Annotated in this window: 11 protein-coding genes; 6 read left to right on the forward strand and 5 right to left on the reverse strand. The window is 64.3% G+C overall.

Features of this window, described 5'->3' with window-relative positions; genetic code table 11:
* Positions 1–144 precede the first annotated feature (144 nt).
* Positions 145–1,743 carry an alpha-amylase family glycosyl hydrolase gene (locus GPL20_RS34290; protein ID WP_157336439.1) on the reverse strand — a complete coding sequence of 533 codons (1,599 nt, stop codon included), beginning with the start codon at positions 1,741–1,743 and terminating at the stop codon, positions 145–147.
* A 173-nt stretch (positions 1,744–1,916) separates the two neighbouring features.
* Here GPL20_RS34290 and GPL20_RS34295 point away from each other — a divergent pair, with 173 nt between their 5' ends.
* Complete coding sequence (locus GPL20_RS34295; protein ID WP_157336441.1) at positions 1,917–2,597, forward strand: MBL fold metallo-hydrolase; 681 nt, start codon at positions 1,917–1,919, stop codon at positions 2,595–2,597.
* A gap of 4 nt (positions 2,598–2,601) precedes the next feature.
* Here the strand turns inward: GPL20_RS34295 and GPL20_RS34300 are convergent, their stop codons facing one another.
* Positions 2,602–2,970, reverse strand: coding sequence for a winged helix-turn-helix transcriptional regulator (locus GPL20_RS34300; RefSeq protein ID WP_157336443.1), 369 nt, complete (start codon positions 2,968–2,970; stop codon positions 2,602–2,604).
* 131 nt (positions 2,971–3,101) lie between these two features.
* Between GPL20_RS34300 and GPL20_RS34305 the strand changes: the two genes are divergently transcribed.
* A complete protein-coding gene (locus GPL20_RS34305; RefSeq protein ID WP_246251173.1) occupies positions 3,102–3,404 on the forward strand; it encodes a hypothetical protein in 303 nt (100 codons plus the stop codon).
* Between the two features lie 188 nt (positions 3,405–3,592).
* Here the strand turns inward: GPL20_RS34305 and GPL20_RS34310 are convergent, their stop codons facing one another.
* Together GPL20_RS34310 and GPL20_RS34315 are read right to left on the reverse strand one after the other, a co-directional pair.
* Positions 3,593–4,768, reverse strand: a complete 1,176-nt coding sequence (locus GPL20_RS34310) for an extracellular catalytic domain type 1 short-chain-length polyhydroxyalkanoate depolymerase (protein ID WP_254126258.1) — start codon at positions 4,766–4,768, stop codon at positions 3,593–3,595.
* A 148-nt stretch (positions 4,769–4,916) separates the two neighbouring features.
* Positions 4,917–6,323, reverse strand: a complete 1,407-nt coding sequence (locus GPL20_RS34315; RefSeq protein WP_157336448.1) for an MFS transporter — start codon at positions 6,321–6,323, stop codon at positions 4,917–4,919.
* 499 nt (positions 6,324–6,822) lie between these two features.
* On the opposite strand from GPL20_RS34315, the gene GPL20_RS34320 reads away from it, so the two are divergent.
* Positions 6,823–8,064 (forward strand): LLM class flavin-dependent oxidoreductase, encoded by a 1,242-nt coding sequence (locus GPL20_RS34320; protein WP_157336450.1) that lies wholly within the window; start codon positions 6,823–6,825, stop codon positions 8,062–8,064.
* 94 nt (positions 8,065–8,158) lie between these two features.
* On the forward strand, positions 8,159–9,535 hold the full coding sequence (locus tag GPL20_RS34325) for a cytochrome P450 (RefSeq protein WP_157336452.1): 1,377 nt from the start codon (positions 8,159–8,161) through the stop codon (positions 9,533–9,535).
* Positions 9,536–9,784: 249 nt separating this feature from the next.
* Here the strand turns inward: GPL20_RS34325 and GPL20_RS34330 are convergent, their stop codons facing one another.
* Positions 9,785–10,624: an SDR family NAD(P)-dependent oxidoreductase gene (locus GPL20_RS34330; protein ID WP_157336454.1), complete on the reverse strand. Its 840-nt coding sequence runs from the start codon at positions 10,622–10,624 to the stop codon at positions 9,785–9,787.
* 179 nt (positions 10,625–10,803) lie between these two features.
* Here GPL20_RS34330 and GPL20_RS34335 point away from each other — a divergent pair, with 179 nt between their 5' ends.
* Positions 10,804–11,769, forward strand: a complete 966-nt coding sequence (locus tag GPL20_RS34335; RefSeq protein WP_157336456.1) for a sensor histidine kinase — start codon at positions 10,804–10,806, stop codon at positions 11,767–11,769.
* Between the two features lie 514 nt (positions 11,770–12,283).
* Entirely contained in the window at positions 12,284–14,020 is a 1,737-nt protein-coding gene (locus GPL20_RS34340) for a putative bifunctional diguanylate cyclase/phosphodiesterase (protein ID WP_167533340.1), read from the forward strand.
* Positions 14,021–14,121: the final 101 nt, after the last annotated feature.

Genomic DNA, 14,121 nt, shown 5'->3' on the forward strand with positions numbered 1-14,121 from the left:
TCTCGGCGGCTGGGATGGCTACCCGTCCTCCAAACCCCCAGGTCCGATAACCCTCAAGAACGGCCTCGAATACTTCCAGGCCGTCGCAGCAGGATGGAGCCTCAGAGATATGTGCATGCTCTAGCGCGTTCGCGGGGACGACAGCTAGGGCTGCGCGACGATCACGCCCTCATTGCCGCGCAGATCCAGCACGCCTTCGAGCCTTTCGCCTTCGCGATCGAGGAACGTCGAGACAAGAATCTCGCTGCCGAACCTTATCGCGCTGGTGGTCACTGCGATCGGATCAGGGCCGAGATTGAGCGCCACGATGATCGCCCTGCCCTCGGCCTGGCGACGATAGATCAGGAGATCGCCCTGCGCCGCGATCGGATGATAGTCGCCGGCGACCAGCGGCGGGCAGCTCTTCCGCACGCCGATCAGACGTCTGTAGAGCGCGAGGATCGAGCGGTCATCGGCTTCGAGGTTGACGACATTGTCCCGCACATGATGCTCCGGCAGCGGCAGCCACGGTCGCACCGCGGAGAAGCCGCCGAACTCGGACGCGTCCCACTGCATCGGCGTGCGGCAGCCGTCGCGGCCGACACCGATGCCGGGGACGTTCCTCTCGAAGGGATCGCGCACGTCCTCCGGCGCGATCGTCACCTGATGCATGCCGATCTCGTCACCGTAATAGAGCGTCGGCGTGCCGCGCAGCGTCAGCCACAGCATGGCGGCGACGCGGGCCTGCTCGGACCCGACGCGGCTGGCCACGCGCGGGCGATCGTGATTGCCGAGCACCCAGTTCGGCCAGGCGCCCCTCGGCAGCGCCTTCTCGTAATCCTCGATGATCTTCTCGATCGACCGCGCGCTCCAGAAGGTGGAGAGCAGCGCGAAGTTGAACGGCATCTGCGCGCCGGTGAGATCGTTGCCGTAATAGGCCATGAGGCGATGCAGCGGCAGATAGATCTCTCCGATCAGCACGCGCCGGCCAAAGCCATCCGTGACGCGCCGCATCTCGGCGATGACGTCATGCACCTCCGGCTGGTCGGTGGAATATTGCGTGAGGATTCTTTCATTCGGCGGCCGGCCCTCGACGTAATGCGGGTTCGGCGGATTGTCGCGGAATTCGGCGTCCTTGATCAGGTGCCAGATCACGTCGACGCGAAAGCCGTCGACGCCCTTCTCCAGCCAGAACCGCATCACGTCGTAGATCGCGGCGCGGACGTCCGGATTGCGCCAGTTGAGGTCCGGCTGCTGGGCGAGGAAGGCGTGGTAGTAATACTGGCCCGTCGTCTCGTCGAACTGCCACGCACTGCCGCCGAATTCGGACAGCCAATTATTCGGCACACCGCCGTCCGGTGCCGGATCGCGCCAGACGTACCAGTCGCGCTTGGGATTGTCGCGCGAGGCGCGGCTCTCGACGAACCAGGGATGCTGGTCGGACGTGTGGTTCGGCACGAGATCGAGGATCAGCTTGAGGCCGTTGTCGTGGGCCGCCGCGAGCAGCGCATCGAAATCCGCCATCGTGCCGAACAGCGGCTCGATGCCGGTATAGTCGGAGATGTCGTAGCCGAAATCGGCCATCGGCGAGGGAAAGATCGGCGACAGCCAGATCGCGTCGACGCCGAGCGATTTGACGTATGGCAGACGGCGCAGGATGCCGGCGAGATCGCCGACGCCGTCACCGTCGCTGTCCTGAAACGAGCGCGGATAGATCTGATAAAAGATGCCGTCGCGCCACCAATTCTCGTCGCCGTGAGCCATGCCTGAAACACCACCGAAAAATATGCTTCTCGCGCGGAAGAACGCGGAAGGAACGCCCCGGTTCAAACTGGCAAGTCAATTGGGACGGCCGTGTGACGGTGGGCGCGGCTGTTCCGGGGTCCGGTTGCGAATCTTTTGCTTGGCGGCATGACAAAAATCGGCATTGTGAGGCCATGACCGAGCAAAATGATACCCGCGAATCCGGGCAGGCCAAGGCCGGCGCGATCATCGTTCCCGTGACGCTGTTCGAGCAGAACTGCACCATCATCTGGGACGAGCCCAGCAAGAAGGCCGTGGTGATCGATCCCGGCGGCGACGTGCCGAAGATCCTTGAGGCGGTCAAGCAGACCGGCGTCACCGTGGAGAAGATCTGGCTGACCCACGGCCATATCGACCATGTCGGCGGCGCGGCCGATTTGCGCGATGCGCTGAAGGTGCCGATCGAGGGCCCGCATCAAGCGGACAAGTTCCTGCTCGACAACGTGGTCGAGAGCGGCGCGCGCTTCGGCATGACCGGCGTGCGCAACTTCGCACCCGACCGCTGGCTCGACGAAGGCGACAGCGTGTCGATCGGCGGCTTGCAGTTCGACATCTTCCACTGCCCCGGTCATTCGCCGGGCAGCGTGGTGTTCTTCAACAAGGATTTGCGTTTTGCCCATGTCGGCGACGTGCTGTTCGCCGGCTCGGTCGGCCGCACCGATTTGCCCGGCGGCAGTCACGCCACGCTGATCAACTCGATTCTGACCAAGCTGCTGCCGCTCGGCGACGATGTCGGCTTCATCTGCGGCCACGGCGCCGGCTCGAGCATCGGCCAGGAGCGGATGACCAATCCGTTCATCACCGGCGAGATGTAATGTTCTATTCCGCGGCGTCCGCCAGCGCCGCGGGTTCGCTCAGGTTGCGCTCGCCCCATTCGCGGATTGCGGCGACCACCGGCACGAAGCTCCTGCCCTTGCGGGTCAGGCGATACTCGACCTTCGGCGGCACCTCGCCGAAATCCTTGCGATCAATGAGACCGCTTGCTGTCAGCGCCTTCAATTCGCGGCTGAGCACGCGCGGGGTGATCTCGGCGCTGCCGGCCGTGCCGCGCAACAGGCCGCTGCGGATCTCGCCATAACGGCGCGGGCCGTCTTTCAAGTCCCAAACGATGCGCAGCTTGTACTTGCCGCTGATCATCTTCTGAAACGCGGCGACCGGACAGGCGCGCGCGGGGACTATCTTTGCCATGTCGTCTCCTCCATGTGCGAATTGAGCATAGGAGTGACTTCAGAAAAGTCCATACTATCAATTTTGTCCATACTTGCAGGATCGTTCGCAAGGGGCAGATGATGGCGCACATGATGAACAGGGAGCGTCACATGAAGCACTTCATGATCAGGTATCAGTTCAAGGACGGCACCACGGAAGCCTGGCATCGGGAGATCGGCCGCTTCGTCAAGGCGATCGACGGCGATCCGGAGCTGAAAGGGCGGATCGGCTATCGTGTCCTGAAGAACCGCGACGACGGCAGCTACTACCACCTCGCCAGCGTCAGCGACGATGCCGCGCAAAAGACGCTGCAATCGCGCGACTTCTTCAAGGCCTATCAGGAGATGACACGGAAGGTCGCCGGCGGCGAGGTGACGGTGACGCCGATCGAATGGATCGACGCGACGGCGTAGCCGTCATTCCGGGGCGCGCGAAGCGCGCGCCCGGAATCCATAACCACAAGGAGATGTGGTTACGGGGACTCGGAGTGACGCCTTCGCGCATCACCCTGTCCTGTGGTTATGGGTCCCGGATCGGCGCGCGCTTGGGGCGCGCTTGTCCGGGACGACAGTGAAGTTTGTGCCGCTTATCGCGCGATCAACTACTTCATCAAACCCGCCGCCGTCAGCGCGCGCGTGATGATCTGTCCGAGATCGAAGCCGCGAGCCTCTTCACGCTTCGGCTCGGCCGGCTGTGCGGCGACCGCGGTGCGGATCGAGCGGGCGAGATGCGGCGCGGGCGTCAGCGCCGCCTTAGTTGCAGGCTTGGCCTCGGCCTTCTTCGTCGCCGCATCCGGAATCCAGCCGGTGAGGCCGAAGAACTTGGCGATGTGATAGGACGAGGAGATCCCGGCCTCGATCAGGAAGGCGCCTTCGACGCCGTAGCGCTGGTCGTTGTCGGCAAGGCCGAGCGGCGTGCCATGCGCCATGTCGGTGATGGCGTAGGATTCGACCAGCGTCTCGCCGTCCCTGTTCCACCAAGCCTGGCGCGGATAGCCGTCGACATTGGTCTCCGCCATCGGCACGTCGGGCAGACCATGGAGGTCGAGCCATTGCTTGACGATCTCGTTGGCATTGCCGGGATTGACGGTGCGGTCGGCGCTGCCGTGCCACACCGAGATCTTCGGCCAGGGTCCGCGATAATCAGAGGCGCGGCGCACGAGATCGCCGAGTTCGCGCGCGGGGCGCACCGGGGAATGAAACATCCCGTCCAGCGCCTCGCGCAGATTCGCGGCGATGCCGTAGGGCAGGCCCGCGATCACCGCACCGGCGGCGAAGACTTCGGGATAGGTCGCGAGCAGCACCGACGTCATGCCGCCGCCGGCCGACAGGCCGGTGACGAAGATGCGCCGGGAATCGATCCGGTGCGCGTCGACCATGTGCGCGATCATCTCGCGGATCGAACGCGCCTCGCCGCTGTCCCGCGCCGTGTCCTCCGGATTGAACCAGTTGAAGCAGGTGTTGCCGTTGTTGATGCGCTGCTGCTCGGGCATCAGCAGCGCGAAGCCGTAATGCCTTGCGAGCGTCGACCATCCCGCGCCGAGATCGTATCCGGCCGCGGTCTGGCCGCAGCCATGCAGCACGACGACGAGCGCACGCGGCCTCTGCAATTGCGCCGGCACGAACGCGAACATGCGCAAGTTTCCGGGATTGGCGCCGAAGCTCGTGATCTCCTGCAGCGGGCTGGATGCATCTGCGCCTTGGCCAAAATCGGCAAAGCGCAGACCGTTCAGCTTCGGCAGGCGTCTCAAGAGATCGACATTTCTGGCTAGTGACACGGCAACTTCCTGGTGGGGCGACGTCCAACGTTCAGCCAAACCAAATAGTTGCTGCAGCGCAAAATAAAAAGGCCGTGTGCTGTCGACCGGCCCTAAATCATCGGTAATCCCGCGGAAATCCGCATGTATTAACCGCAATGCCTCAACTTCATGCAGATGCGCGGCGCATCCACGCCAGAAATGCGGCGCAGATCATGATTAATGTCACAAACAGCGCGAGTGAGACGAGAAATCCTGCGCGCGCTGATTGCAGCGCTTCGATCGCGAAGAACGTTGCGCCGATTGCGGCCACTCCGGCCGCATTTCCGATCTGCGCCGTGGTGCCATACGCGCCGGAGGCAGAGCCTGCGGCGACGGATTTCACTGTCGAGAGCACGGCGCCCGAGAGCGGTGCCATCACCAGCCCCTGGCCGTAGCCGAAGATGACCATGGTGAACGCAAGTGCGATCGCCGTCGGCTTATCGACATAGCCTGCAACGAGCGCGAGCGCGGCGAGGCCTGCGATCTGCAACATGCAGCCTTCTATCAGCACCTTGGTGCCGCGATGCCGCGCCCGCGTCGCGCTGTGGCGGGATGCCACGACAAAGGCCAGCGCGAGCGGAATGAAGGCCATGCCGGCCGCGAGCGGCGGAATCTTCAGGCCGCGCTGCATGAACAGCGTCATCACCAGATAGAACGAGAGATTGGCGAGGAAGAAAAAGAAGGCGGCGCCGAGGCCGCGCAGGAAGGCCGCGTCCGACAGCAATGTGAGATCGATCAGCGGCATGCCGCCGGCGCGCGCCATCGCATGCTCCAGCTTCAGGAATGCGGCGAGGATGGCGCCGCCGCTTCCCATCACCGCCCATAGCCACGGCGCCCAGCCGAAATCATGGCCGAACAGCAGCGGCCCGATCAGGCACAATAACCCTGCGAACAGGACCACGCTGCCCTTGATGTCGAGCCTTGTGCCGGCCCGGCGCGGTACCGACGGCATGATGCGCCAGGCGGCAGCGGCGATCGCGAGGCCGCAGGGCACGTTGACGAAGAACACCGCGCGCCAGCCGGTACCGGCGAGATCGATCGTGACCAGCAGGCCGCCAAGCAGGAAGCCCGCAGCGCCTGCGAGCCCGAGCACGATGCCGTAGATGGCAAAGGCGCGGTTACGCGTCTCGTCGGTGAACAGCAGGTGCAGCGTCGCCAGCACCTGCGGCACCATCAGCGCAGCGGTGGCGCCCTGCGCCAGCCGCGCCACGATCAGCTCCGCACCCGACTGCGCGAGGCCGCACCACAGCGAGGTCGCCGTGAAGCCGAGCACACCGGCCAGGAAGATAGTCTTCGTGCCGTGAATGTCGCCGAGCCGGCCGCCGGTGACGACCAGCGTGGCATAGGCCATCAGATAGATCGCGATGACGGATTCGATCTGCGCCGGTGACGCCTTCAGATCGACCGCGATGGTGGGAATGGCGACGTTCACGATGAAGGCGTCGACGCCGAACATGAACTGGGCGGCAACGACGATGGCCAGCACCCACCAGCGGCGGGACGTATCGATCTGCTTCGTGACGGCTTGATGCATCGGCGCGTGAACCTGAATTGTCGTTGCCCGATGGTCTCAGATCGCGTGCGGTGTCGCGATTACCTCAGAGGTAGGACTCCTGTGCTTCCTTCACCTCTCCCCGTAAGGACCAGGGGTATCGCGTATGCAGGCTGTTTCTCTGCGGCCATCCTTCGAGACGCCCGCCTTTGGGCGGGCCCTCAGGATGAGGACGGAGTGTGCGGCAGCAATTTCAACAGACAACCCTGCCGCTTAGCCTCATCCTGAGGAGACCGCGGAGCGGTCGTCTCGAAGGGCGAGGCGTGCGCTCAGGCGCCGCCAATAGTCATATGCGATTGCCCTACCGTAAGGACGGGGAGCGGGAGAGCAGAGATCGCACGCGCGATCAGAAGCTTGCCGCTCCCGTCTCCCTGCATGCCCAGCATTCCGTCGCACGGGACATCGCGAGATTGCGTTCGCTCTTTCCAGCACGTAGCCTCACCGCCTCAACAAACAGAAAATCGAAGCCGGAGAGAACGCCATGGCGCGCCTGAAATTCGGAGCCTTCCTTGCCCCGCATCATCCGATCGGGGAGCATCCGATGCTCCAGTTCCGGCGCGATCTCGACCTGGTCGAGCAGCTCGACGCGCTCGGCTATGACGAGTTCTGGTGCGGCGAGCATCACTCCTCCGGCTGGGAGATGATCGCCTCGCCCGAGATGTTCCTGGCCGCGGCGGGCGAGCGCACCAAGCGGATCAAGCTCGGCACCGGCGTGGTGTCACTGCCCTATCACCACCCCTTCAACGTCGCCCAGCGCATGGTGCAGCTCGATCACATGACCGGCGGCCGCGCCATCTTCGGCTCCGGCCCGGGCGCGCTGGCCTCGGACGCGCACACGCTCGGCATCGACCCGATGACGCAACGCGATCGCCAGGACGAGGCGATCGGCGTGATCCGCCGCCTCTTCAATGGCGAGCGCGTCACCGCCAGGAGCGACTGGTTCACCATGAACGATGCCGCGCTCCAGATCCTGCCCTTGCAGGAGGAGATGCCCTTCGTCGTGGCCTCGCAGATCTCGCCCTCCGGCATGACGCTGGCCGGCAAATACGGCATCGGCATCATCTCGCTGGGCTCGATGACCACGCAGGGACTGATGTCGCTGCAACAGCAATGGCAGTTCGCCGAGGACGCCGCGAAAAAGCACGGCACCACGGTCAATCGCGCCGACTGGCGCGTGCTCCTGACCTTTCACATCGCCGAGACCCGCGAGCAGGCGCGCCGCGAAGCCGGCGCCGGCCTGATGCGCTGGCACAACGAATATAATGTCGGCACGCTGCAACGGCCGGGCCTCACCGCCTTCTCCTCGCCGGACGAGGCCGTGGACAAGACCGCCTTCGTCGAGGGCGCGGCCTCCACCATCGGGACGCCCGACGATCTCGTCAAAACCATCAAGAACGTGATGCAGGTGTCCGGCGGTGTCGGCGCCATCATCGGCTTCGTGCACGACTGGGCCAATCCGGAAAATACGCGGCGGAGCTGGGACATGGTGGCGCGCTACGTCGTGCCCGAGATCAACGGCTACATCGATGGCCTGCGCAAGTCGCAAAAATTCGTGATCGAGAACCGCGCGATCTTCGAACGCGCAGGCCAGGCCGTGATGGCGAAAATCATGGAGAACGAGAAGGCCGCCGAGGCGCTGAAGGTGACCGGCCCCGGCCGCGTCGCCATTCCCGCCGTCAACGCGCCGGATCTGCAAAAGGAAGCCGCGAAGCAGCAGGGATAGGCTCGCGCGGCCGTGAATTCGGAAGGGCGCGGCGGCACGTCATTCGGTCCGGACCGTGCTATGCTAGCCCTGCAAGTCAATCGGAGTCAGCAGCATGTCGATGCCAAGCGTTGCCTCTCCCGGCGTCCCCTTCACGTCGCCCAGGCGTAACCAGTTGACGCACATTCCGGGCGACGAGGGCTGGCCGATCATCGGCAAGACGTTCCAGGTGCTGGCCGACCCCAAGGGCTTCGTCGAGGCGGCCGCCAGGAAATACGGACCGGTCTATCGGACCCACTCGTTTGGCCAAACCAACGTCGTGCTGCTCGGACCCGAGGCCAACGAGCTCGTGCTGTTCGACCAGCAAAAGCTGTTCTCGTCGACCCATGGCTGGAATCACGTTCTCGAACTGCTGTTCCCGCGCGGCCTGATGCTGCTCGATTTCGACGAACACCGCCTGCATCGCAAGGCGCTGTCGGTCGCGTTCAAGTCCGGACCGATGAAGTCCTATCTGGGCGAGCTCGATAAGGGCATCGCGGCGCGGATCGCGCAGTGGAGAGCGAAGCCCGGCACGATGCAGCTCTATCCCGCGATGAAGCAGCTCACCCTTGACCTCGCCGCGACGTCGTTTCTCGGCGCCGACATCGGACCGGAGGTCAACCAGATCAACCTCGCCTTTGCCGACATGGTGGCAGCCTCCATCGCCCCGATCCGCCGTCCGTTGCCGGGCACCCAGATGGCGCGCGGAGTGGCCGGACGAAAGCGCGTCGTCACCTATTTCCGCGAACAGATTCCGCTCCGCCGCGCCAGGGACGGTGGCGAGGATCTGTTCTCCCAACTCTGCCATGCGACTCACGAGGACGGCGCACTGCTCTCCGAGCAGGACATCATCGACCACATGAGCTTCCTGATGATGGCCGCGCACGACACGCTGACTTCGTCCCTCACCTCCTTCATCGGCGAGCTGGCGGCGCATCCCGATTGGCAGCAGAGGCTGCGCGAAGAGGTTCTGGCGCTCGGACTTTCGGCCGACGCCCCGACGGGCTTTGATGATCTCGAAAAGATGCCGCTGTCGGAAATGGCGTTCAAGGAGACGCTGCGGATCAGGCCGCCGGTGCCGTCGCTACCGCGCTACGCCATGCGCGATTTCACTTTCAAGGGATACACCATTCCTGCCGGGACCCCGGTCGGCGTCAATCCGCTCTACACCCATCACATGCACGACATCTGGCCGGAGCCCGACCGCTTCGATCCGCTCCGCTTCACCGAAGACGCCCAGCGCAACCGGCATCGCTTCGCCTGGGTGCCGTTCGGCGGCGGCGCGCATATGTGCCTCGGCCTGCATTTCGCCTACATGCAGGCAAAGTGCTTTGCGCGACACTTTTTGCAGAACATCGCGGTGTCGCTGGAGCCGGGCTACAAGCCCCCCTGGCAGGCATGGCCAATCCCGAAGCCACGCGACGGACTGAAGGTGACGGTGAAGGCGGTGTAGCCGCAATCGTCATTGCGAGCCAACGGGTCCGCGCGAAGCGCGGCCCGATGACAGGCTCCGCGAAGCAATCCAGACTGCCTCGGCGGAAGCAGTCTGGATTGCTTCGTCGCAAGGGCTCCTCGCAATGACGGAAAGCTGGTTTCGTAGGGTGGGCAAAGGCGCGAAGCGCCGTGCCCACCATATCTCGCGGAGAAAGAATTGGTGGGCACGCTTCGCTTTACCCACCCTACGACTCCGTCGCCGTGGCTCCTATGCCCCCTGATCGAATGCCTTGCGCAGGGCGACATAACCCTGCTGCTGCTGGCTCCAGTTACGGCCGCCGGTCATGGCGCCGTCGATGACGAGGTCGTGGCCGTTGATGAAGCTCGATTCGTCGCTGGCCAAAAACACCGCGGCGTGGGCGATGTCATCGGGCAGGCCGGCGCGCGGGATCGGCTGCGCGGTCTTGTAGACTTCGCGCATCACCGCCGGCGTCTTCTCCGCCGCATCGGTCGACAGCCCCAGCGCCTTGCCGAAGATGCCGGTCGCGATCGCGCCGGGCGAGATCGAGTTGACGCGCACGTTGGACTCGCCGAGCTCCATCGCCACGCATCTGGTGAGATGGATCACCGCGGCCTTGGCCGCGCCGTAGACCACCGACGAGGAGAAGCCGGCGAGGCGGCCGGCGATGCTACCATTGTTGATGATGCTGCCGGCCCCCTGCTTCTTCATGTGGGGCGCGGCGTGCTTCATGCCGAGCATGACGCTGCGCACCAGCGTCGCCATCGCCGCGTCGAACCGCTCGACCTCGAGGCCCTCGATGCCGCCGGTCTGCGCCGGGCCGCCGGCATTGTTGAACAGGCAGTCGATCCGGCCGAACTTGTCCACCGCGAGCGCGATCAGCGCCTGCATCTGCGCTTCGACCGTCACATCGGTCTGGCGGAAGATGCAGTTGGCCCCGAGCTGCTTCGCCAGCGCCTCGCCTTCCGCCACGCGGCGACCCGCGATCACAATTTTGGCACCTTCGGCAACGAAGACTTCCGCGGTACGCAATCCGATCCCGCTCGTCGCGCCGGTGATGACCGCAACCTTGCCGTCCAGCCTGCCCATGGAATGTTCCCGTTTTCGATTGATTTGATTTCTGATGGCGGACACTGACAGATGACGGCGCCGCGACGGTCACTATTCCCGCCGGCTCGCGGCAAGGCAAGCTTTGCTTGCGCTTCCGACATGCGTAACATTCGCAACCATCGCTCGATTTTCGAACGAGCATCGCGACCGGGCCGGGCATGGGGAAGCTGATCGACGAGTTCCGCAAGGGCTGGCAGGGTGTGGCGCCGCCATCGCTCGGTCTGAGTATCGCCTTCGCGATCGCCTGCCTGCTGGTTGCGACGCTGGCGCGCTGGGCTCTCGCGCAGGTGCGGCCCGACGTCTACTTCACCCCGTATTTCCCGGCCGTGTTCTTCGCCGCCGCCTTCGGTGGCTTCCGGATCGGCATCGTGACGGCGCTGGTCGGCGGCGTGCTCGGCGTGGTCGTGAATTTCGGCGATGCCTTTGCCGATCGTGCCCGGTTTGCCCTGCTGACGCTCTACTGGGTAGTCTGCGCGCTCACCATCTGGGGCGTCGAGCACTATCGCTCGCTGCTGATCGAGCAGCGGCGGATCTCCAAACGCCTGATCGAGGAGGAAGACTATCGCAAGCTGCTGGTCGACGAGCTCCAGCACCGGCTGAAGAACAAATTGTCGACGGTGCACGCCGTGCTGCACCAAGTGCTGCACGACCAGCCGCAGGTCTGGGACCGGATCGATCCGAGGCTGCGGTCGCTGGCCACGACCGACGATCTGATCTCGCGGATCGACAAGGGGGGCTGCGACATCCGCGATCTCCTGATCGCGGAGCTCGGGCCTTACGGCCATGTCCGCTTCACGCTCAATGGCGAGCGGCTGTACCTGCCGCCGAAGCTTGCGGTCACGCTGTCGCTGATGTTTCACGAGCTCGCCACCAACGCGGGCAAATATGGCGCGTTCTCCGCGCCGCGCGGCTTGCTTCAGGTCTCATGGACCGTCGACGGCGATCGCCTGATCGTCACCTGGGATGAGACCGAGGGACCGAGCATCGGCGAAGTGTCGGCACCGGGCTTCGGCACCAAATTGCTGAAGTCGGCGCTATCCGCCTTCGACGGCAAGACCGAGATCTCGTATCTGGCCACCGGCCTGCATTGCATCATGCAATGCCGCATCCCGCCAAACGGTTAGCGGATGATCACCTCTCCCCGGCGGGAGCAGGGCCATCACATTGAGAGAGTTTCGCTGCGGCCATCCTTCGAGACGCCCGCTTTAGCGGGCTCCTCAGGATGAGGACGGAGTGCGCGGCAGCCGTTTCAACGGGCACTGCCGCTCGTTAGCCTCATCCTGAGGAGACCGCTGAAGCGGTCGTCTCGAAGGACGAGGCGCGCGCTCAGGCGACTGCCAAGATCACATGCGATTGCCTTGCCGGCGGATGGTGTCCACTACGGCTCGCACCGATTTCAGTCGAAGCCATCGCACGTCAAGATTCAATGGAAGCGAAAGAGAGCGCGCGCTCCGCACGCCGTTTCGTAAGCGGCGTTGACGCTCTGTTAATGACGATCGGCGGCGCGCGTCGCATCGCCGCAAGTTTCGTCGAAAACACCCCCGTATTTCTCCGGACCCCTTAACCAAACTTAAGAGGGAACTGCGCATGATTGCGTGCATTGCAAAGGCGCGCTGAACAACAAGATTCATGGCTTCTATGAACGACAACAAGTATTCCGGCGCCAGCGAAGCCGAGCTCGGTTTTCTCAAGGAAATCGTTAGAATGCTGCCGGCCGGCCTGACCGTGCAGGACGCTCATGGCGAGCTTCTGCTGGTCAACGATGCGGCGGCCGCCCAACTCGGCATCGACGGTAGCCGTCCGTCGCTGGATCTGACGCCGCGCCGGGAAGCGTGCAGGCGGGCGCTGAGCGCCGGCAAGGCCGTCGTCGCCGAGGAGGCGCTTCACGACGGCGCAGCGCGGCAGGTGCTGCTCACGACGCATCGTCCCGTCCGCCTCGCCGGACGCGAGCTGTTGATCTCGGCCTCCTCCGACATCACCGAGCAGAAGAACTTCGAGGACCAGCTGTTCCGCTCGGCCTATTTCGACGAGCTGACGGGATTGCCCTCGCGGCGCGTGATCGAGCACCGCGCCAACAGCCTGCTCGCCCGCGACAGCGCCGGCGAGCGCTTCGCGCTCGCCTTTCTCGATGTCGACAATTTCAAGCACATCAACGACTATTACGGCCACGCCGTCGGCGACGCGCTGCTGGTCGAGCTGTCGAAGCGGCTCGGACGCGACTTGCGCGATTCCGACATGCTGTCGCGTATCTCCGGCGACGAATTCCTGCTGCTGCTCTCCCCGATCCAGAGCCAGGAGGAAGTCGCCGAATTCATGCAATCGACGCTCGAGCGACTGACTGCGCCGTTCTTCATCGACCATTCGGAGGTGTTCGCCTCCACCTCCGTCGGCATCAGCCTCTACCCGGATCACGGAAGCAGCTTCGAGACGCTGCGCCAGAACGCCGACATCGCGATGTACCGCATCAAGAACGACGGCAAGGGGTCGGCGGCCTTCTTCGATTCCAGCATGGAGCGGGAGGCGCTGGCGCGGATGAAGGTCGAGCAGTCGCTGCGACTCGCGCTGCTGGAAAAGCGCTTCTGCTGCGCGTTCCAGTCCAAGGTCGACATCCGCACGCAGGCCGTGAAGGGCATCGAGGCCCTGGTGCGATTGCGCGACGACGAAGGCGTGATCCAGGCGCCCGGCTCGTTCATCGACCTTGCCGGCGAGCTCGGCCTGATCGACGAGCTGACCCATCTCGTGCTGGCCGAGATCGTCAAATCGATCGACTTGATCAACGACACGTTCGGCGCGGAAGCGACCATCAGCATCAACGTCGCCGCCAAGCAGGCCGGCAACCTCGAATTCATGCGCAGCTTCGCGCAGGCGCTTGATGACACCGGCTTCCCCAAACGCTTCATGATCGAGGTGACGGAAGACGCCTTCGTCGCCAAGAACCATTTTCAGGACGAGATCCTGCCGATGTTCCGCAAGCTCGGCGTCGGCATCTCGATCGACGATTTCGGCACCGGCTATTCCTCGCTCTCGGCGCTGGCCGACATCACCGCCGACGAGATCAAGATCGACCGCTCCTTCATCACCGACATCCATAAGCGGCCGCGCAGCCAGGGCATTTTGCGCGCGATCGAATCCTTGAGCGACGCGCTCGGCATGACCGTCATCGCCGAGGGCCTGGAATCCTACGAGGAGCTGGCCTATCTCCAGGCCGCGACCAAGATCCGCTACGCGCAGGGCTATTACTTCTCGCGGCCGATCTTCCTGGAGGAGCTGAAGCTCGCACCGCCCGCCGCCAGCGAAGCGCGCGCCAGCGTCGCAACCCGCCCGATGCAGCAGAACCGGCAAGGTTATTCGCGGGCGAGCGGGTATCGACGGTAGGCCGGCAACAACCACCGTTGTCGTCCCGGGGCGCGCGAAGCGCGAACCCGGGAACCATAACCACAGGGAGAAGTTGCTGCGTGAGTTGCCCACTCCGAGCC

It is taken from the genome of Bradyrhizobium cajani, from assembly GCF_009759665.1.
Taxonomy (GTDB): domain Bacteria; phylum Pseudomonadota; class Alphaproteobacteria; order Rhizobiales; family Xanthobacteraceae; genus Bradyrhizobium; species Bradyrhizobium cajani.

Bases quoted from the DNA above. Each gene is read 5' to 3' on its own strand.
- GPL20_RS34290 (WP_157336439.1), bottom strand. From the start codon at position 1,743: ATGGCTCACGGCGACGAGAATTGGTGGCGCGACGGCATCTTTTATCAG.
- GPL20_RS34335 (WP_157336456.1), top strand. From the start codon at position 10,804: ATGGGGAAGCTGATCGACGAGTTCCGCAAGGGCTGGCAGGGTGTGGCG.
- GPL20_RS34295 (WP_157336441.1), top strand. From the start codon at position 1,917: ATGACCGAGCAAAATGATACCCGCGAATCCGGGCAGGCCAAGGCCGGC.
- GPL20_RS34320 (WP_157336450.1), top strand. From the start codon at position 6,823: ATGGCGCGCCTGAAATTCGGAGCCTTCCTTGCCCCGCATCATCCGATC.
- GPL20_RS34305 (WP_246251173.1), top strand. From the start codon at position 3,102: ATGAAGCACTTCATGATCAGGTATCAGTTCAAGGACGGCACCACGGAA.
- GPL20_RS34300 (WP_157336443.1), bottom strand. From the start codon at position 2,970: ATGGCAAAGATAGTCCCCGCGCGCGCCTGTCCGGTCGCCGCGTTTCAG.
- GPL20_RS34330 (WP_157336454.1), bottom strand. From the start codon at position 10,624: ATGGGCAGGCTGGACGGCAAGGTTGCGGTCATCACCGGCGCGACGAGC.
- GPL20_RS34340 (WP_167533340.1), top strand. From the start codon at position 12,284: ATGAACGACAACAAGTATTCCGGCGCCAGCGAAGCCGAGCTCGGTTTT.
- GPL20_RS34315 (WP_157336448.1), bottom strand. From the start codon at position 6,323: ATGCATCAAGCCGTCACGAAGCAGATCGATACGTCCCGCCGCTGGTGG.
- GPL20_RS34325 (WP_157336452.1), top strand. From the start codon at position 8,159: ATGTCGATGCCAAGCGTTGCCTCTCCCGGCGTCCCCTTCACGTCGCCC.